This is a genomic window from Mesorhizobium sp. ESP6-5, assembly GCF_020164695.1.
GTDB classification, from domain to species: Bacteria; Pseudomonadota; Alphaproteobacteria; order Rhizobiales; family Rhizobiaceae; genus Mesorhizobium; species Mesorhizobium australicum.
In genome coordinates, this window is record NZ_JAIUGR010000015.1 from 24,728 (window position 1) to 51,090 (window position 26,363).

Below are 26,363 nucleotides of genomic sequence, written 5' to 3' on the forward strand. Positions count from 1 at the left end.
GAACAGGAAATTGCCGTCACCGGAACTGTTGCCTTCACCGACCCACATGACGAACAAGCTTCCAGACAAATCGCCCGTCGCGAGCTTCCGATAGTCGACCGAAGTGCATCCAGCGATGAGAATGGCTATAGAAATACCGATTGCGAATGCCCATCCCTTTGGTTCTGCTCAATGCGAACTTCAAAAGGGTTCGGCCCCAGTCGTGGATCATGTAGGCTGGTGCATATCCCCAAGGCGAAAGTCCCTTAAACACCTGGGCTCTCAAGGCTCCGTCCGGTAGCCTCGTATTTGATCTCATGAAGCCGGTCGCCATCGTCAGGAGCCTTTTTCGACCAGCGTCGGTGACCGAGGACTCGATGAAGGCGAGGTGATCGTCGGTTTAAATGTATTCGAGGCCGCTCTCGACTATGGTGCGACGCACAATTTCGTGTTGCGGATGCGAAGGGTCTGATCTAGAATTGCTTATATGCAGGGCTGGAGCTCAACATGACCAATCGCGAGGTTTGGCTCGATGCTGCGAAAGGTGTGGGCATACTCCTTGTCGTGTCCGCCCACATTGCAGGGGCTGGCAGCAGTCGGTGGGACGGCATTTTTGCGAACGCGGTATTGCTTTTTCATATGCCGCTGTTCTTTGTAATATCTGGCTACGTTTACAAGCCTGCAGACCGCAGTCAGCTCTTCTGGAAGAAAGTCGCTAGTCTTCTCGTCCCGTACGTGGCTTTTTTGTCGTTTTTGACGCTAGCAGTGATCGCTCGTAGAATGTTGCTACACGATGCTCCTGCGCCTTGGGAACTGCGAGAAATGGTAGTCAACGACATCCTAGGCGGTATGCGCCTATGGCAGGACTTCGGCGTATTCTGGTTCGTGACCTGTTTGTTTCTCACCCAGATCATCTACAATGAAGCTGCGACTTGGGCAAAGGGCCCAGGCACTTTGCGGATGGTCGGGTTTATCGTTGTCTGCGTCGTGCTTGGTTATGCAATTCAGATCCACTGGCCGATGAACCGTTCACCCTGGGCTGTCGCAGCGGTGCCCATCGCGTTGTGCTGCTACTGGTTTGGTCATCTGCTACGAACGGATCAATTCCGTCGTCGCACCGTGTCCCTTTTCGTGGCGACGGTTGGCGTTGTCGCGCTCGCCGCAGCAGCCAATGGCGCCGACATCCAGTTCAACATGAAGTATTCGATTTTCGGCCCTCCTGTCCTGGGTCTCCTGATCGCGCTGGCCCTATCGCTTGCGGTACTCATGTTGGTGCGGAGAGCAGCCGGCATAACCGCAATTTCAGCGCCTATGGCCAAGCTCGGAGAGGCGTCGTTGGTCATCATGTTCTTGCATCAATTTTTCCAATTCTCGCTCCGCAGCGTGGGAGTGGGCAACGAGGCCGTTATCCTGCTCGCGGCGGTATCTGGCCCTTATCTGATATACCTGCTGTTGAGACGGTCTGCATGGCTCTCACCATGGTTCCTCGGGACCGGTACCGGTGCCCCGGGCCGTGTGATTGCGTGGACCCGCAATGGGCTCGGCTGGAGGCTCGAGCGATATCGCGCCGACGCGGTCCGTTCATTCAAGCCAGAAGTCGCCAAAGCTTTGATCGCCCTAAGATGGCCGCTCAGGCGAAAAGGCAGGCCCCACGGTCTGTCTGCGGAGTTGATCGTCTCCCTGACGTCCTACCCGAAGCGCTTTTCGACGTTGCATTTGACGTTGCGCTGTCTTCTCGCCCAGACCGTTGCACCAGATCGCATCATTCTCTGGCTTACTGCTGAGGATGCCGCCCAGTTGCCCGCGTCAGTGACAGACCTGAAATCTCATGGGCTCGAAATCCGATTTTGCAAGGACATCCGATCGTACAAAAAGGTCGTTCCAGCGCTGCTGGCTTTCCCGATGGCCTACATCGTCACGGCAGATGACGATGTCTATTATTCCGCAAGGTGGCTCGAGGAACTCGTCAAGCGCGCGGACGAAAGATCTGTAGTGTTCCACCGAGGCCATGCAGTGGCCTTCGACGACGACGGGCAAATTGCAGCCTACAACAAGTGGACATATGACGTTGCAGAGACGGCTGGAATGCTTTTCCCCACCGGGGTGGGGGGAGTGCTCTACGGGCCAAAATCGCTATCGCCAGAAGCAGTGGACGAGGAGATGTTCACCAAGCTCTGTCCCCAAGGTGACGATATCTGGCTGTTCTGGATGGGCCGTCGCGTAGGGAGCACTTACGTCAAAACGCCGGGGCGGTGGATTGAATTTCCGTGGAAGGGGTCGCAGGACTCGGCTCTGCACTTGAGCAATGTCGGCGCTGGCAGAAATGACCATCAGATCAGCGAACTCGCCAGCCACTTTGGTGTCCCACATATCAATGGACTTTCTCGGGAGGAGCTTGCGCGGTCGCCCGTCAGCTTGGAGCAAATGCTCGCGACCATCCAAAAGGCTGTTGAGAAAAAAGGCGTACTCACCCCAGAAGAAAGCAGGCAGTTGTGGACCACAGGCAGCTTGGATGCCCCTGAAGCTTAGCTAATGCTGCGGTCTTTGACACGGCTCGACTCTGCATATGCGCTCGATAATCCACCTCGGCTTAACAAATTGGACTCTTCGGGACTCCATCGGTGAGCCATCGGCTCGAGAGCCAATAAATCAACTGGCCTGCCTGAGGCTGCAATTTCGATGATTTTCGATCGGCATTGGCGAGGGGTGGCCCGACGAGTGCGTCGGCTCGACCGACCAAGCAGCCCCGCAGGCGATTTCGCGCGCTGGCGCCCCCTGTATGGCCTGAAAAACACCTATTGAGGCGCCAAGGCTGGGGTGATTTTTCGCGTTTCAACGCCTGCAACCTTCACGTGCTTTAATGTCCACCACAACCTAGTTCGTCAGCCCCCCGCGATCAGGTCGCGCATGCGCCGAAACTGGGCGTCGTCAATGACGCCATCATCGAGGAGCTTTTTCAAGCGCTCCAGTTTGTCGACTGGATCAAGGTGCGCTGGCTGAACAATTGACCGTTGGATGCCTGAAGGGTTCTCGATCCGAACCCGTTGAACATGGTTGGCGACAAGATTGAGTCCAGACTCGCCGCCATTGGACCCCGCCGGGGTCTTTGCTGATGTGGACGGCCATAAACGCCCAGATGAGGCAACCCAGCCAGACAATGCCGGTGCCACCCAGTGCAGTGCACAGGACTAGGATCAGCCACCTGTTTGGGTGACCTCTGAGGAACGCGATGATCGCCGGTAGCTCGTAGATGATTGCGACCACCAGCAGGAAGATGCCGAAAGCCACGGTCCCGGCGTCGAGGTTGTCATCCAGGGCAGCCCGCGCTTGGCCCGGCATTAGCATGGTCGCGGCCGATATGACGCCAGTGGCGAAGAGTAATCGGTTCGCCTTCATTGCGCGGTGAGCGCTCCAGCGCCCAGCACGTAAACGACGAAACCCACCAGCCAAATCCATAACGGCGTCAGCGGAGCGGCGGCGACGTACCGACGGCGAATGAAATATCCTATCGGGGTCAGCACAATGAAGATTAGCAACCAACGGCGTAGCGGATTGCGGCCTGCGTTGTTGATCGCTTTCGCATCCTTGTATGCCAGCCAAAACGTAGCAATGCCTGTCCAGATCGAAATTCCACGGGCTTGGGCGTTATGGCCATAAGGGTCAAAGCCAGCGGCTACGAACGCGGTCTCGACGGCCAGCAAGATTAGTGGAACGAAGGCCAGCCACATTTGCCCACTTTTCGGTTACTGCTCCAGGTTGAGCAAGCACCGCCTGACCAGTGGCGACTGGTGCAGGCCCGGCTGATGGTGAAGCTTGCGCCATAGGGTTGATGGGAGGCGGTAACGGCGGCGGCGTTGTTGGCCGCGGCATCTGCAGCTCTGTTTCGTGAGCATGCTTCCACTGCTGGCCAAAGCTCGACGTCCAAACTCTCGTGCCTGCATCTATCAACCGGTTGGCAAGCAGCACATTGAGGTCGGCCTCGCTCACCGGCCCAACATGAGTGCCGTCCTGCTCATAGTACCATTCGTTCATTTATTACCCCCAACGATACGAAGTACGCATGAAATCAGGGACTGACAGTCCGTCGATTGTCAAGCCGCAATCATTGTCAATGGCGGGCATGAATGCCCGCAGCGCTATCGGATGGAATCTGCGAAAGTTTCGACTAGCGCGCGGCCTCTCACAGGAGAGGCTTGCGCTTGAGGCGGGTATCGACCGGGCATATCTCGGTCGAATTGAGCGCGGCTCTGAAAATGTCACCGTCAGCACACTCGAGTTGGTAGCAAAGGCTTTAGAGATCCCAGTTGGCATGCTGTTCGAGGAGCCTGAGCCCGGGTCAACTCGGCCAGGACCACTTCGTTCAGGCAGGAAGGCTCGGAGGGATCGAGCACAGTGACACCACTCGATGGTTTGAGTTGTTGGCATCGATGCTCCGCGGGTTCAGATTCCGGCTTGAGAAAGGCTGAAAGGTATGTTGCCATGTCATCGCGCTCGGCCGCGTTACGGGCAGGAAAAGAGATGAGGGCGAGCAAAAGCATTCGCTCCGCGTGTATGGCGTCGCAGATTGCTTGAGGGCTCGCCGAAATAGGTTCACGGGCTAATCGCATGCACTTCGCGTATGCGACGCAGTGGGAGCAAATAGCTCTCATCAACACAGGCGACACATCTTCGTCCAACGTGCCGCCAGCGCTTTCGGGCAGGTTGCCTGACCAACGGGATGCCAATGGGGCAATCAGCACGGCCGGGAGTGCGCCCAGGAGAGCCCGGCGAGCAAGGTTGCGCCGGAGCATCAGTACTCCTCCCCGAGCATAATGGTCAGTACGCGTGTGGTAAGCGCGGGGTTGGCTGGGTCATCCGACCCATACGTCATCGACTTGTCGTAGCAGTCGATCTTCCAGATCACGGTCTTGCCGCCAACTTCGATCACAGCGCAATCGTGCTCGCCGTGAGGGTCGTTGTCTCCATTGAATCGGTCGGGTCCGGAGGACACCTCACGACGGTGGCGATGGCAAAGGTCCGCACAAGTTCGCCGGTCACCTTCTCGGCATATTCCTCCCAGATGCCGGCCATGGCGAAGGGCTCGTCAGATTTCATCGCGATGGCGTAGGGTTGCTTTTTCTTCCCCGACGCGTCGAGCTTCTGCCAGTCGAAATAGCCGTCGACGGGCACCAAGCAGCGGCGCGCGTTGTCAGCCTTGCGGACAAGCCATTGCTGGCGATGGTCTCGCAACGGGCGTTGACCGGTGGCGGGCGGCCGCCACCATCCCGAGCCCAACCGGACACGAGCCCCAGCGAGCGGAGACAAAGCCGGCCATGTTTCTCGATAGTTCTTCGCGGATGATGATCGGATGGGTCAGGCTCGGCGCGCCGTTCCAGAGAGGAAAGCTGCTGCCAAGCCGTTCGACGTCGCCAGCATGGGTGAATTCGAACGGACGAACCATGCTGGGGATCTTTACGAAAACTCGTCCGCACCTGCACCAGAGAGAGGGCCCGAAAAGCAGGGGTCTACTTCGGGACGGCTATTCGATCGCGCCACCCTCCTGACTGCCGACCAGCATCCGCATGACGGCGAAGACGCTGTCGGCGATGGGATCGGCAAGATCAGGATCAGGCCCGGATTGACGGAGGTATGTTCGGGTATATTTTCCCTCATCCCACCGATAGAGAAAATCCGCACCGCGCATGCTCATTCGGCGATAAGGTGATCGGCGCTTTAAGTTCCCGGCTTGGCGACGGCGGCCCCGTCAAGCTCCGCCTCTGCTAATGGGGCGCTGCACCCCGCCCCCTTCCAAAAGCCGTCCGTCGAAGCCCTGTAGCCATGCGTCGGCATGCTCGTGCCAATACCCGGGCACGGCGCGTTCCCTGCCATCCTTACGCGCCTGCTGGCCATACATCCAAGCATAGGCATAGATGATGAGCTCCTGATCCTGCTTGGCGACAACCACCTTACTCTTCCTCGCGAAAGTCCTGCAACGAAGCGTGCCGCAAATCCTCCTCGCCGCGCAAATGCTTCACACGGCCGATGATACCGGGCTTCACCCATTGGGTAGCCGGCCGCGTCAAGCCCTCGGGCGCCGGCCCGGCATGCTCCTGGACACGTTTCCACAGCCGTTCGCGGATTGCCCGGCTGGAATTGATGAAGGCAGAACCGACATACTGCCCGGTCTTCCGATCGGCCATCAAAGCGAAAGCCGGCTTGCCGGGCTCGCGTTCGACGCCAAGTAAGTCGTATTCAGCGACCGTGTGGCATTTCGCCTTCAACCAGTTCGTCGATGGGCCGCTCCGGTATATGCTGTCATTGCGCTTCGACACCATGCCCTCTAGGCCAGCCTGCTCGACAAGGTGGAAAATGCTGGCAGCATCGCCCGGCAAAGGCTGAGAGAATTGAATCCTGATGTCCGGCGGGATTAAGTCGGCGAGGATGTCGCGACGTTCTTCCAGCGCCATATCCCGAAGATCATGGCCGTTGAGGTGCAGCAGATCGAAGGCAATGAAATAGAGGTCATGCTGCCGGCTGGTGATGGCATTGCGCAGCGGGCGGAAGTCAGAGATCCCAGCCTCGTTCAGCACGATGATCTCGCCGTCTAAGATGGCGTTTTCGACATTGAGGTCGCCGGCTACCTTGGCGAGGTCTCGGTACCTGGCCGTCCAGTCGAGCCCACGCCGCGTGAAAATCCGCACGCCGCCCTCATCCTTGATGATCTGTGATCGATAGCCGTCGAACTTGACTTCGTGAATCCATTCTTCGCCCTCGGGAGGCTTTTCAACCAGGGTCGGCATCAGCGGCTTAATGAACTTCAAACGCATGCACAGCACTCACGACCCGCACCTCAATCAGTTTTGGCTAAAATAGTTCCGAAACTGCCAACGGCACGCGCGATGCAACAAAGCGCGGGAACCACGTTGCCCATCCGTAGCGCTTCTCCCGCAGCCGCACACTTTCATCGCAGGAACCTTCGTAAAGGAGAGCGAGCCCTTGCCGGCGGGGAGCTTAACTTGGCATGACGCGCGTAATGTCCAGGCTAGTCACGCCATTGCGGCGGCAGCCCAATTGCAGCCACGCATTGTGGCGGTCGCATACGGTTCAAACTTGCCGCCAGGATTTCGACATGCCGCGCCTCTGTGGCTGCCCATCAACGACGCCGTTCGTGATCACGACGTCATAGATGTCGGTCGCGTTCCCGGCACAACTGCAGGGGTCAATCCATATCGAAAACCTTACCCGGATTGAGCAGACCCGCAGGGTCAAGAGCGTGCTTGATCAAGCGCATCACGGCGAGTTCTTCGGCGCTCCGCGTGAGCCCGAGATAGGCCTTCTTGGTCAGCCCGATGCCGTGCTCGGCGGAAATCGTTCCGCCATGTTTCTTGACGAGGTCATAGATCACCTTGTTGATCTGGTCGGCTGGCTGTTGAACCGGAGCCGGAACATTGGCGATGATATGCATGTTTCCATCGGCTATGTGCCCGTAATAGTAGGACCGGCAGCCATCGACATCGCGAAGCAGGGCCGCCCGGCATTCGAGGGCAAAGCGATCCATTGCGGCGACCGGCAAGCCGATGTCGAAGGAGAGATGAGGCCCCAGCACCTGCTTGAATTCCGCGGCCGCATCGCGCGTCTGCCAGAAGTCCTTTACGTCCGAAAGTGATCGGGCGATGGTGGCGTCAGTGATAAAGCCGGACTCGACGGCCATTTTGAGCGTGTCGTAGAACCGGGAGGGATCCCCTTCCGCATCGTTGCCCTGCGCTTCGACAAGAACAGTGAAAGGATGATCGCCTGGCACCGGATTGCGCACGCCCGGTACTTGTCCGGTCGCCACATCCCAATAGTCCCTCCACATGACCTCGAAGGCTGAAAGCAGCGGACCGAGATTGCCCCTGACACTCGCCAGCAAACTCAGGACATGTTCGTAGCTGTCCAGAGCCACCATCGCGGCCATGGTGCTCTTCGGTTTCGGGTGCAGGCGCAACACGATGCGGGTGACGATGCCCAGCGTGCCTTCGCTGCCAATGAAGAGCTGTTTCAGGTCGTAGCCGGCATTGTTCTTGAGCATCTTGTTGAGGCTGGTGACCAGCGTTCCATCCGGCAGCACCACTTCAAGTCCCAGCACCAGTTCGCGCATCATGCCATAGCGCAGGACGCGGTTGCCTCCCGCATTTGTCCCGAGGTTGCCGCCGATCGTGCAGGACCCACGCGATCCAAGGTCGAGCGCGAAGAAGAAACCGGCATCGTCCGCCGCCTGCTGCACAACTTCCAGCGGCGTCCCGGCACGAACGGTTATCGTCGAGGAATCGTCATCGATCTCTTCGATACCGGTGAACCGCTCCATCGAGATGGCCACGGCATCTTCGATCGGCCTGGCACCACCCGCCAGACCTGTCAGCCCGCCTTGGGGCACCACTGCCACGCGATGTGCGTGGCACAGCCGCATAGCAGCCGCCACGGCTTCTGGCGTCGTCGGACGAACCACCGCGAGCGGCCGAACGGACGAAAGCGCGCTCCAGTCCTGCTCGTTGCGGATCGGGATCTCTTCACCGGCCAGAACGGCCGAGCCGAGTGTGCTCTTGAGCGCATGAAGAAACGCTTCGTGCGTTGCGATATTCATTGTGCCTAGTATCCGCTTCGAACCTTTGATTTCGTGGGCGCGGACAGATGGCCGACGTGCCTGCCGCGCTGTGTGCGCACGAGATCGGCGGCCGCGTCGCGCAACAGGGTCACGTCACTGGCCATGGGCAAGAGATTGTAGCCGGTGGCAAACAGCTCATCCGATGTGGCGCCGGCGCTCGGAACGGTGCCCAGCCAACGGCCGGATGCACGGATTTGGGCCTCGGCCTGGGCAACCAGCGCGCGCACCTCCGGTTGATCGAGCTGCTCCAGCCTGCCGATCGATCCGGCGAGATCGTTGACGCCGACAAACACCATGTCGATGCCGTCGACGGCAGCGATTTCTTCCGCCCTTGCCGCGGCCGACGCACTCTCGATCTGTACGATCAAGAGAAGATTCTCATTGGCGATATGGATGTAGTCCTTGACCAGGCCATAGTTCGAAGCCCGCACCAGCGGCGCGGCATAACCACGCGCGCCATGCGGCGGATAGTGGCAGGCGCGCACTGCCGCAGTGGCCTCGGCCGCGGTTTCGACCATCGGCACCATGATGCTGTCGACACCGACGTCGAGCACGCGTTTGAGCGTCACCGGATCATTCCACGGCACTCGAACGATGCAGCGCGTGCCGGTGTTCTCGGCGGCGCGCAACATATGGACGAGGTCGTTGAGTTCGCCCTGGCCATGCTCGAGGTCGATGAGCAGAAAGTCGAAACCGGCATTGCCCATGACCTCGACGATGGTGGCGTTACCGGATGCAATCCATGCCCCGAACAATTGCTCACCGGCGGCGAGCCGCCTCTTCAATTCATTTGGCTTGAACACGAGATTTCCTTCCTGGCTCAGCGTTCGGCCGCGTGGCCGCCCGCTGCCGTGATGACGGCGATGATGACGAAACCCGTGGTGACCAGGCGGACGCTGGCATCGGCCCCGAACGTATTGAGCATGACCTGGAGCAGCACGAGGAACAGGGCTGCGCCCCACAGGCCGGGCAGATTGGCGCGGCCGCCGGCGACCGAGGTGCCGCCGATGACGACAACGGCAATCGACATCAGCAGATACTCGTTGCCGATATCGGTGGAGGAACCCCGGAAATAAGCAGCCAGCAGAGCTCCACTCAGGCCGCCGAGCGCACCGCACAACGTGTAGGTGAGGGCGCGAATGCGCTCGACCTTGATACCGGCAAGCCAGGCAGCCCGCATATTTTGACCGATCGCCAGGACCGAGCGTCCGAAGATGGTCCGGCCGAGCACGATCGCCGCTATGATCGAAGCGACAATGATGACCAGCACGAATACCGGCAAGCCAAGCAAGCGAAGATCGGTGAAGCGGGCAAATCCGGGCGGAGGCTTTACCTGAAGGCCGCGGCCATAGCTGATGTCGATGGACTGCACGATGAAGCTCGTCGACAGAGTGGCGATAATCGGTGGAATACGCAGCGTGCGGATCAGCCCGTAATTTGCCAGGCCGATCAGTATGCCGCTGGCCAGCGCCGCGATGATGCCTGCCGCGATCATGCTGTCCGACCCGTTCATCACCTTCATGGCAATGGCGCTGGCAAGGCCTATATTGGCCGGCAGCGACAGGTCGACATTGCCGGGGCCGAGCGACATGACAAACATCTGCCCCATGCCGACCACGACCGCGAACGACGCCAGCGAAAAGGCCGCCACGATGATGCCGTCCGCGCCGGCGCCACCGGTAGAACAGAGCGATGCCAGAAAGACGATTGCCGCGCCGATGAAGGACCATATCCATGGCCTGGCCGGCAGCGTCCTGACGAAGCCGTTCATGCCGGCCGCCTGTCGATCATGGCGCGCAGCGCCAGCACGACGATCAGAATCAAGCCATTGGCGCCGGTCTGCCAGTCGGTCGGAATGTGCATGAAGGACAAAAGCGACGCGGACGCCAGCGTCAGTGTCAGGGCGCCGGCCACCGCTCCCACTGCGGACACCCGCCCGCCCATGAACTCACCGCCACCCAGAATGACGCCTGCGATGGCGAGCAGCGTGTAGCCGGCGCCGATGTTCGGGTCGCCGGCGGTCGAAAGGCCAACCAGCGCAAGCGCCGACAAAACCCCAAACACGCCAGCGAGCGTGAAGGCGAGCACTTTGGCATGCAGGATCGACCAGCCGGCCCGGGCCACGGCCGCTTGGTTGCCGCCGATGCCGCGCAGAACGGCGCCGTAACTCGTTTTCATCAACGCAAGGTGGACCACCAGGGCAATGACGACGGCCGCGACAATGGGGAACGGAACAAAGGGAATATGAACGGCCATCAATGATTGCAGCCAGGCCGGCGCCCTGCCGCCAGGCTGCGGGAGGACCATCAGAGCCAGCCCCTGCCAGACGAAAGCCATCCCGAGCGTGACGACGATGGACGGCAGGTTGCGCAGGTGGATCAGCGCGCCGACCGCGGCGTAGACAAGGACGGCTCCGGCGATGACGGCGATACCGAGAAGCGGCGTATCGTTCAGCATCGTGACCGAAACCGATGTGATGAACGAGATGAACAAGCCCGCCGACAGATCCAGTTCGTTGACCGTGATGACGAACATCTGTGCGATCGTCGCCAGCGCAACCGGGATCGCCAGGCTGAGCATGAGGTTGAACCCCATGTAGCTGATGGCGCGCGGATTGAGCCAGCCGATGGCGACCAGCATCAGCGCCAGCGACACGAACGGCAGGGCCGTGCGCAGCAGCGTGGGGGACAGGTCGAACCACCGGGCCCGATTGGTTGGAGAGGCCGTTCGAGCCGAGGCGGTAGCAGTCATGCGGCCTCTCCGAACGAGGACCGGATTACATTCTGCTCATTGACCTCATCGTGGTCCAGCGCGGCTACAATCTCGCCGTTGCGCAGCACATAGACACGATCGCAGTTCTCGAGCTCCTCGAACTCGGTCGTGTACCAGATGAAGGTCCGGCCCTTGGCGGCTTCCTCCTGGATTAGTGCGTAGACTTCAAGTTTGGTGGCGATGTCGACACCACGCATGGGATCGTCCATCAGGATGATCTGGGCATCCGACGCGAGTGCGCGCGCAAAAAGCGCCTTCTGCTGGTTGCCGCCGGACAGCGACTGGATCGAGTTGCCAAGGTCGGGCGTGCGTATGCCAAGGCGCTGCCGCCAGGTCTCGCCCATGGCCTGCTGCTTCCTCCGGGAGATGAGCGCGTTGGAACTCAGCGCCGACAGCGAACGGACAGTGATGTTTTCAAGCACCGACCACAGCGGAAACACACCATCGGTCTGCCGGTCGCCCGCCACCACGGCCACGGTCGCGGTGACATCCACCGCGGGATCCCGCCTGCTCGCCGCCTGGAAAATCCGCACCAGCAGATTGCTTTGTCCGTGCGCCGCGAGACCGGAGAGGCCGATGATTTCACCCGCCCTGGCGTCGAGATCGGTGCCGGGGGCGCCATGCTTTTTATGAACTGCCACACGCAATGGAGCATCGTCCCGCCGCAGCTTGGCCCCTGAATTCCGACGGGCGCTGACGATGCCGACCATTGCCGCAACGAGTTTCTCGCGATCGAAATCGATGGTTGCCCCGGCAACGCCAACCTTGCCGTCGCGCATCACGACGATGCGGTCCGTCGAAGCCAGGATCTCGTTGAGAAGGTGCGAGATGAAGATGCAACTGATGCCGGTCGCTACCACGCGGCGGACATAGGCCAGAAGCTGCGCTGAAGCATGGCTGTCGAGCGACGAGGTCGGCTCGTCGAGGATGACCAGCCTGATCGGATCGACGCTTTGCGTAAACACGCGTGCGACCTCCACCATCTGACGACGGCCGATGGAGAGGTCGCCGACGATCTGGTCGCCCCGGACACCGTGTCCGGGAAAAATATCGTCGAGGCTGGCGACAATCATCTCGTCGGCGCGGCGCAGCGATCCCCAGCCGGTCAACGAAGGATGGCTTATGCGCGTGTTTTCCGCGACGGTCAGATTGGGACAAAGAGAGAGTTCCTGGAAGACGCAGCGCACCCCAAGCTGGTGGGCGAGCGCAACTGAATACTCGGGCACATTCTGGCCGGCGATGGCCCGATGGCCTGCGTCCGTCCGTATCGTGCCGGCAATTGCGTTCACCAAAGTGGACTTGCCGGCGCCATTGTGGCCGACCAGGCCGACGCACTCGCCGGCGTCGACGATGAAATCCACGCCGTTGAGCGCCTTGACGTTGCCATAGGCTTTGGCGACCGCCGAAAAAGCGACGATAGACGTTTTGCCGGCGATCATCCCCACGACTCCTGCGGCCTATTTCTTGGTCTTGGCCGCAGCGATAGCCTTGACCACGTCACCCTGCGAATATTCGACATTGGCGACACCGCCGTCGGGCGTCGCCGCGATCTGGGCGTCCAGCGTCGACTTGTCGACGAACAGGATGTCCATTGGCACTTCCTTGGGAACATCCTTGCCGTCGAGGACCTGTTGCGCCACCCAGAAGGCGAATGTCACCATGCCCGGAGCCTCCGAAGCCGACCATGTGTCGTAGTTGCCGTTGGTCTTGATCTGCTCCTTCCACCAGACCAGCTCGTCCTTACGGTTGCCTAGCATGATGATGGGAAGCGGCCGGCCGGCCGAACGGAACGCCTCGGCCGTGCCGTAGCCGTCGCCACCCTGGTCGATGATGCCGGCGATGTCAGGTAGGGAAGGCAATACGCCGGTCACCGCCTTCTGGGCGGTCGTCTGATCCCAGTCGCCGTGAACCGTGCTGACGATCTTGAGATTGGGGTGCTTTTCGATCTCGCGCAGCACGCCCTTGGTGATGTCGTCGTCGATACTGGTGCCGGCCACACCACGGATGTAGAGGATGTTACCGCCGTTCGGCAGGCGCTTGGCCATCTGCCTAACCTGCTCGGCGCCGTAGGTCTCGGCGAGGTCGACCGTCACCTTGTAGGCACAAGGCTCGGTCACGAGCCCGTCGAAGGCGACGACGATGATGCCGGCATCGCAAGCCTGCTTGACGGAGCCGTTGAGAGCGTCGGGCGACAGGGCGTCCAGCACGATGGCGTCGTAGCCCTGCAAGATCAGGTTCTGAATCTGTGCTGCCTGTTGCGGCGCTTCCTTGGCGGCCGTCGTGAAGGCGTCGGCGGCGCCGATGATCTTGTCGGCGACAGCCTTGTCGCCAATCTTCTTCCAGCTTTCCAGCATGCTCTGACGCCAGGAATTGCCGGCGTAGCCATTGGAAAGCGCGATTTTCTTGCCGGACGTGTCGGCAAGCGCCGGACCGACCAAGCATGAAGAAAGCACCGCTGCCGAAAGCAGCGCTGTAAGACGGTTCATTGAATTCCTCCCAAAAAACCAGATTGAACGATTCACCCCGGCCTGCATCGCCCGTCCCCCGGCGGGGCTAGGCTTGTATCTGAGGTACAGTATGTCAGTGGCATTGACAAGGGGACTGCTTTCGCGGCATTCGCATTCCAACGCGCGGTTTGCTGGGCCGCGAGACTGTCTTCGAAAATACTGCATGCCCACTTTGCCCGGCTGTTCGTTAGAACCGCCAGGCTCGATGTGCTGTTCAGTGGCTGTCGACGGGCGCGGGCGGCCTATTTTTCCGGCCGGCCGCGACCTTTGGTCGAACGTCCCGACCGATCGCAGCAACGCCATGACGACTGCAGCGGCGAGGTTAACGGCGTACGATTGCCGATCACCGGCGCAAAGACATTTTAGGGCAAGCCGACGCGCGCTAACTGCTGAAGCGGCCAAGACCGGCAGGCGGTCGGGCCGCGACGGCCGGCGGCTTGATCAGCCCTTCCTGCATTGCCTCGATGTAGGATTTGCGCGTCGACAGAATGTGATCCGTCAGGACAGCATCAATCGCCAGGATGTCGCCCTTCCTGAACGCTTCCACGATCTCTGTGTGGTGGATGTAGGAGCGATCCTGAGCGCCTGCAATCGGCACCGAGAGGTGCGTTCTCAGCGTCGCGATCTGGCCGGCGACCTGTTCGAAGCCTTCCTGAAGGTAGCGGTTGCGGCAGTTGCGAATGAACGCCTCGTGAAACACGGTGTCAGCCCGCGAATACGCGACCGGATCGCCGTCCGCCCGCGCCCTGTCCATCATGTCCAGGGCGAGTTCGAGCTGCGTTGTAGTTTCGTCACGGTGCCTCGCCATCGCGAAGGATAGGGCACGGCTTTCCAGCACGATCCGGTATTCACACAGGTCGATGATGTCCTGTTCGGTCGGAAAGAAGACGTAGGTTCCCCGCTGCGGAATGATGTTGACCATTCCCTGCTGCTGCAGGATCGTTAGCGCCTCTCGTATCGGCGTTCGGCTCACACCGAGCATCGAGGCGAGCCCTGCCTCGGACAACTCGCTTCCGAGCGCAAGTTCTGCATCGATGATCGCTTGCCGCAAGCGCTCAACGACGGTAGCCACCAGCGACCTTGGACGATCGATCGTTATCCCAAGAGACAAATCATTAAACCTTGTTTGTCTCAAAGGTACCACGATTCATACCGTTCCCTCAATTCATCGGTCACGGAGAAGCGCTCTCTCAGCGTTAGTCCGTATTGACGGGAAAGGCCCATCTGACCAGGCGGCGGCTCGGTGGTTTGATCTCGCAGGGCAAAACCACCGAGCCTAACTGGCAAAACCGTAGCCAGCTTACGTGAAATTAGCATCGTGGCCATTGACCCGGGTCATTCAAACGGACGAACAAAGAAGACAACGCGACGTCAGGTTCCAGTGTCGCGCGCAGCGGCACCCAACCTGAAAATTTCAAGCTTCTCGCTGTACGAGAGCCGTACCCTTTCGCCGCATCGCTTGCAGGTGAACGTCGTTACGGACTTGACCCAGGAGCCTTTCCTGACCAGTGGGGTTTTGCAGCTCGGACATTGAAAGGTCAGGTTTTTGTCGAGCAGCTGATTGGATAGAGCCATTTTCATCTTCTCCCAAGATGAAATGGCCGTGCAAGGCTGGTGCCAGGACATGCGTATTAGAACGACACATTGGCAGCGGATGGGGGTTCTTGGTCAGTGTCAATGCGACGTTGGACGCTCTCGCCCATCGAAGCTGACCGCCATGGCCCTACCAGTTGCGAATTTCACGATAGCAGCCGTAAGGGCCTCGTCGGTGTCGGCGCAACCAGGCGCGCGTGCGCGAAGCTCCTGGATGGTTTCCCCGATAGAGATCACATCCCCTTGGCGACAGTCGGGACGTACAGCTCGTATAAGCTCTTGAGGGGTGAATCCAGGCGGAAGTATGCGCTTCAAACTGCCCATCGGGGACCCCTCGCTGACAAACAGAAGAAGGCGGGATAATACCCCGAATGTTGGCTGTAGCGAGTCCGACTGAAGTCCCAGCAATGAGTTGACGGCGTGACCATCATTCTGTCTTGTCAGCGCGCGGCGGACCTGTAGGTCGCCTGGCCGACGCGGTAGCTCTCAGGCACTGCGTCGGCCGACTTCACTCCCCTTGCTACCGGCGCCGGACCGTCTTTGAAGAGCCGCCTGCAACCTCAGTCGGCGCTTGTCAACCGGGAATGATGATCAGCGCAGGACGGCTAACCACCCAGTCCGCCGCCAGCCAGAAGCCGCCCGCCATAAAGACAAGCTCCACGATTGCAACCACGAGGATTCGCATGCGACGCCTCCGTCCAGTTGTGGATCACAATAGCACTTCGACGTGTTTTGCCCAAATTGCCCGCCGCCCCATTCACGGCAGCGGCGGGCGTCCCTGGGGATGAGTAAAAGGGACTGCCTGGGCGTTGGTGTCGCGGCCAAATAAGCGTAAGCGACAGGCTTTGAAGCGGCTACACCCCTGAAGAAGGATCGACCACTCTGCCGCCAAACGTGGCGCCAGCGCAACCGTTCCGTAAAATTGGCCAAGAGTGGCGTTGAGTAGGTCGGGCCGGCGTCTGCTATTCCGCCATTGGGTCTGTCAAACATGCAATTCTGCGGCTGCGCGATCGCATCACTCGCATGGCGTTTGGCGCTTCGCAACCGGTCCAGGGACGGGTGATACATCGTTGTGAGCACCATGGCGCAGCGATCCACTGGTGGGCCGGTCTTTCCATCCTCGAGAGCGCTCGTTCGAGGCTGTTCTGCACGAGAACGTCGGCGGCATCGCGGTCTCGCAACAGTGCGCGCATAGCGGCGCAGGCGTGGAAGCTCCTCGACGTTGCCCGGCGGCGATCGCTCCATTCCTGATTTCGGCGATCGAGTTGCGGCTTCAAAGTCTGTGGCTTTGTGCACGTCGTCCATCGCCGGACCACTGTGCCCCTTTGGATGACAGGCTCTGGCCCTCAGGCGGTTTTCGTCAAGCCACTCGATCGGGCATCTTTTGTCGCGCCGCCGTTCGACACGGCAATCTTCTCGTGGTGGCCGATGACTTCGCGGATCACGAAGTTCAAGAATTTTTCCGCGAAATCGGGATCGAGGTTGGCGTCCTTCGCCAGCTGACGCAGCCGGGCGACCTGCTGTTGTTCACGCTCCGGATCGGCCGGCGGCAAACCATGCGTCGCCTTCAGCACGCCAACCGCTGTCGTGCAGCGGAAGCGCTCGGCCAGGATGTAGATGAGCGCCGCGTCGATGTTGTCGATCGAGGCGCGGCAGTCGGCTAGAACGAGGCGCGCGTCGTCCTTATCGCCTTTTTTGATCATAGCTTGCTCACTTCGTAATCTGTCGATGTGTTGGTTGAGGCATCGAGCGGTCAACCCGATACATTGAGGCGGCATCAGACGACACGCGTCTGTGTGCGGCCTTGAGTCGGACCGCGTTGTGCCGAAGGCAGCAAATCAGCGACCGTTGCGGAATCGCTGGCGAACAAGCCTAGAGTGCTTGCCCGCAGGCGGGCGAGACCAAGCACGCTGTCGATGAAGGGCGTCGGCACCCCGACGACCACTCCAATGTCGTGAGTAACCGTCAGCAGCGCGTCGATCTCGACAGGTTTGCCATGTTCGACATCCTGCAACATCGACATCTTGAACGCACCGAGCGTCCGGATCTTTTCGATCATCATTGTGACGGGCGGGTTGTCCGATACGCCGATCGCAGTGCCTATTTGTGCCGCCTCTTCCATCATCGAAATACAAAGCCGATGAAGCAGCGGGTCGCCGATGATGCGATCGGATGTCGCTGTGGTCAGCAAGCTGATGGGATTCATGCTGAGGTTCGCCCAAAGCTTGAGCCAGATCTCACGCCGGATATCGAGGCTCTCCCGGCAATCGAAGCCGGCCGCGCAGAGCCAGTCGGCAAGGCGTCTCAATCGAGGTGTCAGCCTGTTGTCCGGCTCACCGACAAAGAGCTGGCGACCGCTCTGATGACGGACAATGCCGGGCTCGTCGACTGAGGCAGCAACGTGCACCACGCAGCCGATCACGCTGCTTGCGGGGATGGCCCGGGCGATTGTACCGTCCGCATCGAGCGCCTTGAATTGGTGTTCGGCAAGCGCACCCTTGGTGTTGCGGAAGAACCACCAGGGCAGACCGTTCATCGCAGTGACTACGGCCGTTTCAGGTCCGAGCAATGGCGTGATGCGCCGCGCAATATCCGGCATTGAAGGCGCCTTCGCCGCAACGATCACGTAGTCCTGCACACCAAGCTCCGCCGGATCATCGCTGACCCGGACGGGCGTTCGCAGCACCTCGCCGTCGATCTTGAGCTCAAGCCCGTTGCTTGCGAGAGCCGCAAGGGTCGGCCCCCTCGCAACCATGCTCACCGTTGCGCCACAGCGTGCCAGAAGAGCGGCGATCGTGCCGCCGATGGCACCGGCGCCGAAAATGCAGATTTTGGACGAAGCGGGCATAAATCTTCTCTTCTACCGTGACTGGTGTTTGTGCGAGATTGGGTTGGCGATCGATAAGCTTCGTGAGCCCCGCAACGCACTAAAGCGAACCAGGCGAGGTAGGAGCCTGCTCGGTTCAATTGTCGTAGCGGAAGGTAGGTCGCTGAAGATCGATGGTCGTGAGCGGGCTGCGCACAATCGCCGGTACTGACACGCACTATTCCGCCGCCAACGCGCCGCCCTGCCCTGCGCCTGCGTCAATCGCCAGGGCCAGCAATGCCCGCCTATCGGTCTTGCCAAGGCCGTTTCTGGGAATAGACGAGACAACCTGTAGACGCTCCGGCATTTTATAGTCGGCGAGCTGTGTCCTCGCGGCGTCGAGTATGTCGTTCTCAATTCCCGAGCGGGCATCGCAACCCAATTGCACGAAGCCGACCACGCGTTGTCCGAATGTATCGTCCGGAATTCCGACGATTGCCGCGTCCTGCACTTCGGGATGAGTGGTCAGGACTGCCTCGACCTCGACTGGTGAAATGTTTGATCCACCCCGGATGATGATGTCTTTTTTTCGACCCATGAACCACAGATTGCCTTTGTCATCCTGACGCATGAGATCGCCGGTCTGGTACCAGCCATCCTTTGGCCCACTTTCGATCGCGCCCGGACCGTTCCAATACCCGACGCTGACGTTGGCGCCACGCAGCAGTAGCTCACCAACTTCGCCCCGAGAAACGGTTGCCCCGGCATTATCGACCAGCCGCACGTGCGCGCCCTGAGCAACGCGGCTGATCGGCCCCGGCGGCAGCCCGAAGGTAAGGCAGCCAACCGCCTCACTCGCTCCCCAAATCGAATAAAGCGGCAGGCCGAACTCGACATCGAACTCCAGCTGCAACTGCGGCCGACAAACGTCGCCGGCGGATGCGCAGAAACGCAAGGTTTCGACATTCCGCCTGCGCAGCCGCTGAGCTTCTAGCATAACTGTCCACATGAACGTCAGGCCGAGCATCCAACCGCATCCGTGCTGCTCGATGGCATCCAACACCGCGTCAGCATCAAAACGCTCGAACAACACCATTTGAGCGCCGTGATGCATGCATCCGATGAAGGAGAAAAGGCCGCCGGCATGCACCATGGGACAGGCAATGATTGCAGCAAGGCTGCCGTCGACCCCGACATACTTGGTATCCTCGGCAGTTGCTGCGAGCGTCGAGAGGGTATGGATGACGAATTTGGGGATGCCAGTCGTCCCTGAAGTCGCGAGCAGCAAAGTGGGCGCATCAATGTCGGACGACACTGGAATTGAAAACGGAATGTCCCAGAACAGATCCATCTGCAGCTCTGCCCATCGACGCTCTTCGCCATCGTCACCTTGGCAGCAGGTGATAAAACACCGCTGCGGCGGAATTATTGATGAACTCAGAGCGCGAACCTCGCGATAGAGCTCCGCGTGCCCGACATAGAGCGTCGGCTCTAAGCGCTGTAGCATGGCCTTGAGTTCGGCACCCTTGTACCTGTTGTTCAGGGGGACGGCGATCGCTCCAAGATGAAAGCACGCATAAACCGTGACAGCCAATTCGGGACAATTCGGTAGATGGAGGGCGATGCGGTCACCCTTCTGAACGCCGCGTGCAGCTAACCCGCGTGCCACACGACGCACTTCTCGCGAAAACCGTTCATAGGTCCATTTGTCACCAGCGGCGATGAAGGCCGTGTCGTTTTGATTTCTTGCAGCTCGATCATACAATGTCTGGATCGGTGTCATGAACATCTCCTGTGATACGCAAAGGCGTAATTCTGCCTCAACGCTGGGCGACGAGGCCGGCGCGCTCGGCCACCTGTTCGAGCTCGACCGGCGTGCCGGCCCAGATCGCGCGGACGTGCTCGGTGATCAGCTCGATCGGCCAATGCCACCACGCGATGCGCAGCAGCCGCTCGATGTCGTCGTCAGAATAGCGATGGCGGATCAGCCGTGCCGGATTGCCTGCAAAGGTCGCGTATGGCGGTACGTCGGAGGCGACAACCGCCCCGGCGCCGATGATCGCGCCGTCACCGATGGCCACGCCGGGCATGATCACCGCGTCGCGCCCGATCCAGACGTCGTTGCCGATCACCGTGTCACCGCGGCTCGCGATCCTGGGCAGCAGGTCGGCGGTGAGCTCGAGCCAATCGCCGCCGAAGACGAAGAACGGGTATGCGGTCGAACCGAGGATTGGGTGGTTGGCGGCCGACAGCAGGAAGCGGGCGCCGCTCGCGATCGCACAGAAGCGTCCGATGATCAGCCGCTCGGGCCCCGCCGTGTAGAGCACGTTGCGGGTCTCGAATGCGGTCGCATCGTCGGCGTGGTTATAGTAGGTGTAGTCGCCGACCTCGATGTTCAGCGAGGTGACGAGGGGCTTCAGGAACACCGTGTTGCGCTCTTGGCCGTCGATCATGCCGGGGATGACGATGTGGGTGGGATCAGGCGGCATTTTGTTGCTCCTTTTGTTGAGGGTGATCGAGTGCTGTAGCATCGCCGCAAGTGCGCGAGCTTCGCCGCCATCAGGTTGGACGTCGTGAGCCGGTGGCGCACTTTCGTCGGTATTGACGCGCAGCGCTCGAACGCCACTAGGATCAAAGTCTGTTAGACCGACGCTTGGGCGCTGGGTCACTTGTAAAAAATATAGTCGGCTGTGTAATCGACCTGCCGCTCCGTTCCGACAGTCGAACACGCGCCGGTCGGCGCGGCTCCGCCGGAGGTGTTGACCCGTTGGACAAAACGCACCCCGGTCAATGCCCCCGAGGTAGCCGCGGATTGCGTCGACAACAGCAGCCAGGGAATTGCGTCCGCCTTCGGAGCGGGTTCACTTGCCAATACTTTGCCGACGATCTTCGAGCCGTCGTTGGCTTCCCAGGTCGGGCCGGCATAGTGTTTGGCGAACGGCGTGCCCTGTGCATCGACAAGCCGTGCCTCAGGCATTTTGAAGGTCCATTCGCTGGCAGATCCATTGGCGCTGCAGACGTATATCTGAACGCCCTTGGCCGTATATCTGCCGAGGAGCGTGCTCCCCTGTGGGGGCACGAGCTTGGGCGCAATGCCCTGAGCGACCGCTGGAACAGTAAGCAGCGCAAGAGCCGCGACAGTGCGGGACACGACGGACGCGACTAGCGTTGACATTGGGACAGCCTGCTTTCTTGAAGGTATTTTCTCGCCTCGGAATTGACCGCGGTGGTGCACCAATCCGGCCTCTGCGCCTTGCTGAGTCCGGATTGTAGAGATTGGGCAAGCGCATCACGAGCAGGCGTGACGAAGCCCGTGCCGACCAAGATATGTACCGGTGGCGGGGTCATATGAGCGGTACAGTCTCTCGCAATAGGCGGAGGAACTGTCATCATAGGCCTGGTAGCTGCCGGGTCCCCAGAAAGGACCAAACCCAAAAAACGCGTCCGAGCCGTGATGTCCGCGGAAACCATGAAAGTGGTTCCCGCGGCCGGAGCCATGATGGCCGGCCATGCCCCTGCCGTGATCGGCGCCACTGCTCGTGACGATCGGATCGTTGCCGCCGGCGCGACCAGCGCCATGACCGCCATGGCCGCCACCCATGCCACCGCGAGCCATCGACACCGTGGCCGAGCCGATCACCAATGCAGCGCCCAGCGCGATTGCCGTAAAGATTACACCTGAGTCTCTCATAACGTACTCCTTCGAGTTAGGGCCTCCCGACCGATCTCCTCCCCGTCTGGCGCGCCTCCTCGGACGGCAGTCTGCCCTCCCGGCGCTGGATCACACGAGTGAGGAATTTAGCTTTGGGCAGGCTCCGCGTCGTGAGCTGACGGCGCACTTTCATCGGTCCGAACGCGCACTCTCTTGAAAAGATGTTTCTCTTTGTCGATGTGGCAGCGGATACTTGGCTTGGGCAGAACAAAGAGCGACCGCCACCCGGCCACGCGACGCCTGCCAGCCCTTCGCGCTCCAATCCGGTCTCTACGCTTGCAAAGACCGGATTGAAGATTAGCCCATCGAACAGGAGCAGCGGTGGCAGGCCAAGGCCGATCAAGATATGTGCCACTGCCAGAGGTCATGGCAACGATACCACCCGGCGCCGGATCACGGCGTCCCGGGCGTCGGTCAATATTGGCCGAACCGCCAGAATGGACCAGACCCATCCGAGTGGCTGTGATGTCCGCGGCCGGTGTCCCGATCGCCAGCCATGCCCATGCTATCATCAGCGCCGTTGCTCGTGACGATCGAATGGCCGCTGCCGCCATGACCATGACCCGTGCCGCCATGGCCTCCCATGCCGCCACGCGCCATCGACGCCGTTGCCGAGCCGATCGCCAGCACGGTGCCCAGCGCGATTGTAGTGAAAATCGCTGTCGAGTTTTTCATAACTTACTCCTTCGAGGTTAGGCCTCCCAACCGGCCTCCTCCCGGTCCTCGGCGCGCCTCCTCAGACGGACAGCCCGTCCTCCCCGCGCTGGATCACACGAATGAAGGGAATCTAGTCCGCTGGGGGTTGGACGTCGTGAGCCCACAACGCACTTTTACGCGTCCGAAAACGCACTGCTCAATTGTCCGGCGCCATGACATTTTTCCGAATGGGCGCCTGGCGGGTGGCCGAAGCGATGCCGAAACTTTCGGGCGAAATGCGTGTAGTCGCGAAAGCCACAGCCGAAGGCGATGTCGGCGAGAGGTTGGTTCGTTCCTAATGATGCACGGCGCTGCACAAGGCGCGCGGCTTGATCCAAGCGAAACGAAAATATGCAGTCACTACAGGTCGAGCCGCGCTCCGTGAAAAGCTTCTGGAGATAGCGCAGCGAGATCCTCGCTTCCGCCGCCACCTCGTTGGGACCGAAATCCGGATCAGCGAAGCCATCCTTGATGATACCGTGGATACGCCGGAAGAGCGTGTCCGATTGACGTGAGCCGAGCCATGGGTCGGACGGGGTAAACAGCGCACCGACAAGATCATACACCGCCAGCCGCATGTAGGAATCGGCCGGCGACGAAGACGATCCTTCGGCCTGATCGGCTTCTCGAATGAGATTGAAGAGCAGACGCCCGGCAGACGTACCTCCGGGCCGGTACATTCCGCCCTGTGGTTCGAATCCAAGGTGGGATATAAGCGACTGGCGTGGCAAACTGAGAGCGACAGTATTCCATGGGTCGCCGTTGTCGGCGGTGTATGTCACAGGCCGGGACGCATCAACGAGCGCAACATCGCCAGCAGCGAGCCGTACGGCTTGATCGTTGTGGACCATTGCCAACTGGCCACTGGGAGCAAAGAGCGCGAAGTAGTGGTCCGCGCTATCGAGCCGAACATCTCGATTGGTCCGCTCCACGCGTGGCGCATTGGAACCAATGTCCAACACGGTGAGACCGCGGACGCTGACGGGGCGCACCCAACCGGAGAAATGATTGGGTTTGATACCTTCCGAGTAGTATCGCCCGCATGCGGTGCGAAGCGTATCTCTCCACTCCTCGAAATCCGATTGCAGCGTTCCGGAAATATCATCAGTTTGAAACATGATCGGCTCCATCAGGCGGCCCCCGCTTCGAAACGCCTTAAGTAAGGTGTTTCTGCCATCGGAGCCGGCCTTATGTCGCAGACGTGATGAGTTGTGACCCAGACTCGATGACCTCTGGCCTCGTAAATTACGCCAGACGAGGAACGCGATTCCCAGCGATATCGAGAGCGTCGAGGATAGGCACTTCCGTTTAAGGAGCGACGCGGCAGGTGGCCAACGCCATGTTCTCAGCCTTCAGGCGTACGCCCGAGACGATCATGTTCAGCAACGAAAAGCCAATTGCATAGGCAGGCAGGCCGAAGCCGAGCGGCAACGCCGCGATCTCGATGGCGACGATGACGTAATTCGGGTGACGCAGATAGCGGTAGGGGCCGGTAGCGATGAGCGGAGCATCTGGCAGAACGATAATGCGTGTTGTCCACCGCGTTTTCAGCGTTGCCAGCACCCACAGCCGCGCGATCTGCGCCATGGCAAAGACAGCGAACCAGACCGCCTCTATCGGCCGCGCCGGCGCAAGCAGCCACAGACCTGCCAGCCACGTCGCATGCAGCGCCACTATGTAGATGTAATGCCCCGGCGCAACCTCGTGCCCGCCGCGGGCCAGAAGGCGCGCCGTATTGCGTCGGGCATGAAAGAGTTCGGCCAGACGCTGCAGCGTGACGAAGCCGAGGAGCGCGATAGAGGTCCACATCAGGCCGCCCTCCTCAAGGTGATGCAGCTTACCGAGAAACCCGGTCCCATGGCGATCATCGCCGAGCGTTCGGGAAGACCGGCTCGTATGGCGCGTTCGAGCACGAAAAGCACGGTCGGCGAGGACATGTTGCCGTATTCGGCAAGCACCTGGCGTTCGTCGTTGAGCGTGCCTTGGCCCAGCGACAGTGCGCCTTCGAGGGCATCGAGCACCTTGGCACCGCCAGGGTGGCAGACGAAGCGGTCGATTTCGGTCACGTCCAGCCCGTTGCCCGAGAGCATTTCTGCGATGACCGGTCCGATCCGAGAGCTGACGAAATGCGGCAACGACTGCGCCAGCACGATTCCCAATCCTGGGTCGTCCACCGTCCATCCCATGATGTCGAGCGTATCGGGAAAGAGATGTTCGCCGGTCGATTCCACGCTCGCGATACCACCCTCGCCGACAGTGAGGACGCAGGCGGCGGCGCCGTCGCCGAAAAGGGCCGACGCCACGACATTGACGTTGGTCGGCTCATCGAGCCGGAAGGCAAGCGAGCAGAGTTCAATCGCCACCAGAAGCACCCTGGCGCCGGGGCGGCTTGCCGCAAGACGCGAGGCGATGGAGAAGCCGGAAACGCCGCCGGCACAGCCGAGACCGAAGACCGGGACGCGCTCTATGTCCGGACGGAAATCCATTTCGCCGGCGACGCGGGCTTCGATGCTGGGGACGGAGAAGCCGGTCGACGAAACGGTGACGACGCAATCGACGTCCTGCGCTGTGAGCCCCGCCTGCCGGAGCGCCCGCGTCGCGGCCTCCACGAAAAGCCGGCTTGCGCCCTCGACATAGGCCTGCATGCGCTCCGCCCAGCCATGCGGCTCGATGAACCATGACAGGGGCTGGACCGTGTGCCGCCTGCGGATGCCGGAATTGCTGAAAATGGGGGCGAGGTGCCGGAAGCCCTTCATCCTGCCGGAGAACAGGCTTTCGGCCAAGGCGGCGGCGTCGGCCTGCCGGATTATGTGGTCCGGGACCGCTAGCCCGAGGCCTGAAAGATTGACTGTCCTGTGCAAGGCCGATCTCCGATCGCTGTTGGAGGCTGGAGAACCGACACGCTGGCCGCGATGGCAAGGCCACTCTCGATGGATCTCCATCGGGACGTTATGCGCCGACGGGTCAGCCGTCGTGTGCTTGTGACGCCCTTTCAAGCGTATTGGAACGCACTGTTCCACGGCACCAGGGGGCGGCTGGTCACGCTCTGATCGCCTATTCCAGGCACAGGTCGCAGACAGTACGCGCCCGTACCGACTTCAGTGCGCCATCGGCTCAAGACACCCGGTCTGCGTCACCGTAAGCCTCGCTGCCAATTCAGCGCGTTCGAAAGGAAACCACAGGATGGATGACAAAGTACTCGATGCCAAAGTTCCGGACTTTTCGATACCAGCCGGCTGGCACGGCTGGCACATTGCCGCGCTCCCGGTCAGGGACGGTGGACGTCGAATGTTCGACGCAAGCGTTTCGGTGGAGACACGTCACCCCCGCATTGGTTCAACAGGGCCGGATCCCAGCATCTCCTCCCGGGGTGCGGGTCTGCTGAAACCAGTCAGACAATTTGCGGCTTGGTTCAGGCATCGGCGTCAGATCCGGCGCGACATCATGAAACTGCTGCAATTGGACGACCGCCTGCTTGCGGACATCGGCCTAAGTCGCGGAGAGATCCTTTACGCGGCTGTTCAACACGGCCGCCTGCCGGAGCAGCAGCCAGCGCGCCTGGCAAAATAGTGCAGCGTCGGAACGCCGATCTCGATCATTCGCAATCTCGGCCCGACCTGGACCACGGCAAAGCGCCGCCACTCTCAAAAATATCCGCCAACACCGCCCACACAG

At 60.6% G+C, this 26,363-nt stretch carries 29 protein-coding genes; 4 read left to right on the top strand and 25 right to left on the bottom strand.

Annotation, left to right across the window (positions count from 1 at the left end; translation table 11 throughout):
- The first annotated feature begins 486 nt into the window (after positions 1-486).
- Complete coding sequence (locus tag LB524_RS23040) at positions 487-2,508, top strand: acyltransferase family protein (RefSeq protein WP_224530414.1); 2,022 nt, start codon at positions 487-489, stop codon at positions 2,506-2,508.
- A 353-nt stretch (positions 2,509-2,861) separates the two neighbouring features.
- Here LB524_RS23040 and LB524_RS29130 read toward each other — a convergent pair whose 3' ends face one another.
- Genes LB524_RS29130 through LB524_RS29140 form a run of 4 tightly spaced genes read right to left on the bottom strand, consistent with a single transcriptional unit; the run spans position 2,862 to position 4,011 of the window.
- Positions 2,862-3,014 (bottom strand): SHOCT domain-containing protein, encoded by a 153-nt coding sequence (locus tag LB524_RS29130; protein ID WP_411909935.1) that lies wholly within the window; start codon positions 3,012-3,014, stop codon positions 2,862-2,864.
- Positions 2,962-3,435: a superinfection immunity protein gene (locus LB524_RS29135; RefSeq protein ID WP_411909936.1), complete on the bottom strand. Its 474-nt coding sequence runs from the start codon at positions 3,433-3,435 to the stop codon at positions 2,962-2,964. The genes LB524_RS29130 and LB524_RS29135 overlap by 53 nt, the downstream gene beginning before the upstream one ends.
- Entirely contained in the window at positions 3,372-3,707 is a 336-nt protein-coding gene (locus LB524_RS23055) for a hypothetical protein (RefSeq protein ID WP_224530728.1), read from the bottom strand. Before LB524_RS23055 ends, LB524_RS29135 begins: the two co-directional genes overlap by 64 nt.
- On the bottom strand, positions 3,640-4,011 hold the full coding sequence (locus tag LB524_RS29140; protein ID WP_224530417.1) for a DUF4339 domain-containing protein: 372 nt from the start codon (positions 4,009-4,011) through the stop codon (positions 3,640-3,642). The genes LB524_RS23055 and LB524_RS29140 overlap by 68 nt, the downstream gene beginning before the upstream one ends.
- A gap of 88 nt (positions 4,012-4,099) precedes the next feature.
- On the opposite strand from LB524_RS29140, the gene LB524_RS23065 reads away from it, so the two are divergent.
- Positions 4,100-4,375, top strand: a complete 276-nt coding sequence (locus LB524_RS23065) for a helix-turn-helix domain-containing protein (protein ID WP_224530687.1) — start codon at positions 4,100-4,102, stop codon at positions 4,373-4,375.
- 393 nt (positions 4,376-4,768) lie between these two features.
- On the opposite strand, the gene LB524_RS29030 is transcribed toward LB524_RS23065, so the two are convergent.
- The 17 genes from LB524_RS29030 to LB524_RS23150 all read right to left on the bottom strand — a co-directional run bounded on the left by LB524_RS29030 (position 4,769) and on the right by LB524_RS23150 (position 21,791).
- On the bottom strand, positions 4,769-4,969 hold the full coding sequence (locus tag LB524_RS29030) for a DUF3768 domain-containing protein (RefSeq protein WP_224530420.1): 201 nt from the start codon (positions 4,967-4,969) through the stop codon (positions 4,769-4,771).
- Positions 4,903-5,148, bottom strand: coding sequence for an SOS response-associated peptidase family protein (locus LB524_RS23075; RefSeq protein WP_318012235.1), 246 nt, complete (start codon positions 5,146-5,148; stop codon positions 4,903-4,905). Before LB524_RS23075 ends, LB524_RS29030 begins: the two co-directional genes overlap by 67 nt.
- A 349-nt stretch (positions 5,149-5,497) precedes the next feature.
- Positions 5,498-5,662, bottom strand: a complete 165-nt coding sequence (locus LB524_RS23080; protein ID WP_224530423.1) for a hypothetical protein — start codon at positions 5,660-5,662, stop codon at positions 5,498-5,500.
- A gap of 262 nt (positions 5,663-5,924) precedes the next feature.
- Positions 5,925-6,785: an ATP-dependent DNA ligase gene (locus LB524_RS23085; protein ID WP_140793677.1), complete on the bottom strand. Its 861-nt coding sequence runs from the start codon at positions 6,783-6,785 to the stop codon at positions 5,925-5,927.
- Between the two features lie 392 nt (positions 6,786-7,177).
- Positions 7,178-8,581: an FAD-binding oxidoreductase gene (locus LB524_RS23090; RefSeq protein ID WP_224530426.1), complete on the bottom strand. Its 1,404-nt coding sequence runs from the start codon at positions 8,579-8,581 to the stop codon at positions 7,178-7,180.
- A 5-nt stretch (positions 8,582-8,586) separates the two neighbouring features.
- Positions 8,587-9,405 carry an HpcH/HpaI aldolase family protein gene (locus LB524_RS23095; RefSeq protein WP_224530429.1) on the bottom strand — a complete coding sequence of 273 codons (819 nt, stop codon included), beginning with the start codon at positions 9,403-9,405 and terminating at the stop codon, positions 8,587-8,589.
- Positions 9,406-9,422: 17 nt separating this feature from the next.
- The gene (locus tag LB524_RS23100; protein ID WP_224530432.1) at positions 9,423-10,373 is read right to left on the bottom strand and encodes an ABC transporter permease; all 951 of its coding nucleotides are present in this window, start codon (positions 10,371-10,373) and stop codon (positions 9,423-9,425) included.
- Complete coding sequence (locus LB524_RS23105) at positions 10,370-11,353, bottom strand: ABC transporter permease (protein WP_224530435.1); 984 nt, start codon at positions 11,351-11,353, stop codon at positions 10,370-10,372. Before LB524_RS23105 ends, LB524_RS23100 begins: the two co-directional genes overlap by 4 nt.
- Positions 11,350-12,813, bottom strand: a complete 1,464-nt coding sequence (locus LB524_RS23110) for an ATP-binding cassette domain-containing protein (protein ID WP_224530438.1) — start codon at positions 12,811-12,813, stop codon at positions 11,350-11,352. The genes LB524_RS23105 and LB524_RS23110 overlap by 4 nt, the downstream gene beginning before the upstream one ends.
- An 18-nt stretch (positions 12,814-12,831) precedes the next feature.
- Positions 12,832-13,860, bottom strand: coding sequence for an ABC transporter substrate-binding protein (locus LB524_RS23115; protein ID WP_224530441.1), 1,029 nt, complete (start codon positions 13,858-13,860; stop codon positions 12,832-12,834).
- 403 nt (positions 13,861-14,263) lie between these two features.
- Complete coding sequence (locus tag LB524_RS23120) at positions 14,264-15,025, bottom strand: GntR family transcriptional regulator (RefSeq protein ID WP_318012234.1); 762 nt, start codon at positions 15,023-15,025, stop codon at positions 14,264-14,266.
- A 1,795-nt stretch (positions 15,026-16,820) separates the two neighbouring features.
- Entirely contained in the window at positions 16,821-17,177 is a 357-nt protein-coding gene (locus tag LB524_RS23125) for a chorismate mutase (protein ID WP_224530693.1), read from the bottom strand.
- A gap of 74 nt (positions 17,178-17,251) precedes the next feature.
- Positions 17,252-18,322 carry a 2-dehydropantoate 2-reductase gene (locus LB524_RS23130; protein WP_140789289.1) on the bottom strand — a complete coding sequence of 357 codons (1,071 nt, stop codon included), beginning with the start codon at positions 18,320-18,322 and terminating at the stop codon, positions 17,252-17,254.
- A 196-nt stretch (positions 18,323-18,518) separates the two neighbouring features.
- Positions 18,519-20,063, bottom strand: a complete 1,545-nt coding sequence (locus LB524_RS23135; protein WP_224530444.1) for a class I adenylate-forming enzyme family protein — start codon at positions 20,061-20,063, stop codon at positions 18,519-18,521.
- Between the two features lie 37 nt (positions 20,064-20,100).
- A complete protein-coding gene (locus LB524_RS23140) occupies positions 20,101-20,769 on the bottom strand; it encodes a CatB-related O-acetyltransferase (RefSeq protein ID WP_141907300.1) in 669 nt (222 codons plus the stop codon).
- A gap of 176 nt (positions 20,770-20,945) precedes the next feature.
- Positions 20,946-21,455 (bottom strand): DUF3455 domain-containing protein, encoded by a 510-nt coding sequence (locus LB524_RS23145; protein ID WP_224530446.1) that lies wholly within the window; start codon positions 21,453-21,455, stop codon positions 20,946-20,948.
- A 114-nt stretch (positions 21,456-21,569) separates the two neighbouring features.
- Positions 21,570-21,791 carry a BA14K family protein gene (locus tag LB524_RS23150; protein ID WP_224530710.1) on the bottom strand — a complete coding sequence of 74 codons (222 nt, stop codon included), beginning with the start codon at positions 21,789-21,791 and terminating at the stop codon, positions 21,570-21,572.
- Here LB524_RS23150 and LB524_RS23155 point away from each other — a divergent pair.
- On the top strand, positions 21,750-21,962 hold the full coding sequence (locus LB524_RS23155; protein WP_224530730.1) for a hypothetical protein: 213 nt from the start codon (positions 21,750-21,752) through the stop codon (positions 21,960-21,962). The genes LB524_RS23150 and LB524_RS23155 overlap by 42 nt on opposite strands.
- A 444-nt stretch (positions 21,963-22,406) precedes the next feature.
- On the opposite strand, the gene LB524_RS23160 is transcribed toward LB524_RS23155, so the two are convergent.
- From LB524_RS23160 to LB524_RS23175, 4 genes are all read right to left on the bottom strand, one after another.
- Positions 22,407-22,667, bottom strand: coding sequence for a hypothetical protein (locus LB524_RS23160; protein ID WP_141907297.1), 261 nt, complete (start codon positions 22,665-22,667; stop codon positions 22,407-22,409).
- A 155-nt stretch (positions 22,668-22,822) separates the two neighbouring features.
- Positions 22,823-23,818, bottom strand: a complete 996-nt coding sequence (locus LB524_RS23165) for a helix-turn-helix domain-containing protein (protein ID WP_141907296.1) — start codon at positions 23,816-23,818, stop codon at positions 22,823-22,825.
- Between the two features lie 178 nt (positions 23,819-23,996).
- A complete protein-coding gene (locus LB524_RS23170) occupies positions 23,997-24,500 on the bottom strand; it encodes an isoprenylcysteine carboxyl methyltransferase family protein (RefSeq protein WP_224530714.1) in 504 nt (167 codons plus the stop codon).
- Positions 24,497-25,549: a type III polyketide synthase gene (locus LB524_RS23175; RefSeq protein WP_224530452.1), complete on the bottom strand. Its 1,053-nt coding sequence runs from the start codon at positions 25,547-25,549 to the stop codon at positions 24,497-24,499. Before LB524_RS23175 ends, LB524_RS23170 begins: the two co-directional genes overlap by 4 nt.
- A gap of 322 nt (positions 25,550-25,871) precedes the next feature.
- Here LB524_RS23175 and LB524_RS23180 point away from each other — a divergent pair, with 322 nt between their 5' ends.
- Complete coding sequence (locus LB524_RS23180; RefSeq protein ID WP_224530454.1) at positions 25,872-26,258, top strand: DUF1127 domain-containing protein; 387 nt, start codon at positions 25,872-25,874, stop codon at positions 26,256-26,258.
- The last annotated feature ends 105 nt before the right edge of the window (positions 26,259-26,363 follow it).

Bases quoted from the DNA above. Each gene is read 5' to 3' on its own strand.
- LB524_RS23100 (WP_224530432.1), bottom strand. From the start codon at position 10,373: ATGAACGGCTTCGTCAGGACGCTGCCGGCCAGGCCATGGATATGGTCC.
- LB524_RS23155 (WP_224530730.1), top strand. From the start codon at position 21,750: ATGAAAGTGGTTCCCGCGGCCGGAGCCATGATGGCCGGCCATGCCCCT.
- LB524_RS23090 (WP_224530426.1), bottom strand. From the start codon at position 8,581: ATGAATATCGCAACGCACGAAGCGTTTCTTCATGCGCTCAAGAGCACA.
- LB524_RS23135 (WP_224530444.1), bottom strand. From the start codon at position 20,063: ATGACACCGATCCAGACATTGTATGATCGAGCTGCAAGAAATCAAAAC.
- LB524_RS23085 (WP_140793677.1), bottom strand. From the start codon at position 6,785: ATGCGTTTGAAGTTCATTAAGCCGCTGATGCCGACCCTGGTTGAAAAG.
- LB524_RS23125 (WP_224530693.1), bottom strand. From the start codon at position 17,177: ATGATCAAAAAAGGCGATAAGGACGACGCGCGCCTCGTTCTAGCCGAC.
- LB524_RS23140 (WP_141907300.1), bottom strand. From the start codon at position 20,769: ATGCCGCCTGATCCCACCCACATCGTCATCCCCGGCATGATCGACGGC.
- LB524_RS23160 (WP_141907297.1), bottom strand. From the start codon at position 22,667: ATGAAAAACTCGACAGCGATTTTCACTACAATCGCGCTGGGCACCGTG.
- LB524_RS23105 (WP_224530435.1), bottom strand. From the start codon at position 11,353: ATGACTGCTACCGCCTCGGCTCGAACGGCCTCTCCAACCAATCGGGCC.
- LB524_RS23110 (WP_224530438.1), bottom strand. From the start codon at position 12,813: ATGATCGCCGGCAAAACGTCTATCGTCGCTTTTTCGGCGGTCGCCAAA.
- LB524_RS23080 (WP_224530423.1), bottom strand. From the start codon at position 5,662: ATGCGCGGTGCGGATTTTCTCTATCGGTGGGATGAGGGAAAATATACC.
- LB524_RS23130 (WP_140789289.1), bottom strand. From the start codon at position 18,322: ATGCCCGCTTCGTCCAAAATCTGCATTTTCGGCGCCGGTGCCATCGGC.
- LB524_RS23145 (WP_224530446.1), bottom strand. From the start codon at position 21,455: ATGTCAACGCTAGTCGCGTCCGTCGTGTCCCGCACTGTCGCGGCTCTT.
- LB524_RS23165 (WP_141907296.1), bottom strand. From the start codon at position 23,818: ATGGAGCCGATCATGTTTCAAACTGATGATATTTCCGGAACGCTGCAA.
- LB524_RS23065 (WP_224530687.1), top strand. From the start codon at position 4,100: ATGAATGCCCGCAGCGCTATCGGATGGAATCTGCGAAAGTTTCGACTA.
- LB524_RS29140 (WP_224530417.1), bottom strand. From the start codon at position 4,011: ATGAACGAATGGTACTATGAGCAGGACGGCACTCATGTTGGGCCGGTG.
- LB524_RS23150 (WP_224530710.1), bottom strand. From the start codon at position 21,791: ATGGCCGGCCATCATGGCTCCGGCCGCGGGAACCACTTTCATGGTTTC.
- LB524_RS23040 (WP_224530414.1), top strand. From the start codon at position 487: ATGACCAATCGCGAGGTTTGGCTCGATGCTGCGAAAGGTGTGGGCATA.
- LB524_RS23055 (WP_224530728.1), bottom strand. From the start codon at position 3,707: ATGTGGCTGGCCTTCGTTCCACTAATCTTGCTGGCCGTCGAGACCGCG.
- LB524_RS23180 (WP_224530454.1), top strand. From the start codon at position 25,872: ATGGATGACAAAGTACTCGATGCCAAAGTTCCGGACTTTTCGATACCA.
- LB524_RS23115 (WP_224530441.1), bottom strand. From the start codon at position 13,860: ATGAACCGTCTTACAGCGCTGCTTTCGGCAGCGGTGCTTTCTTCATGC.
- LB524_RS29135 (WP_411909936.1), bottom strand. From the start codon at position 3,435: ATGGATTTGGCTGGTGGGTTTCGTCGTTTACGTGCTGGGCGCTGGAGC.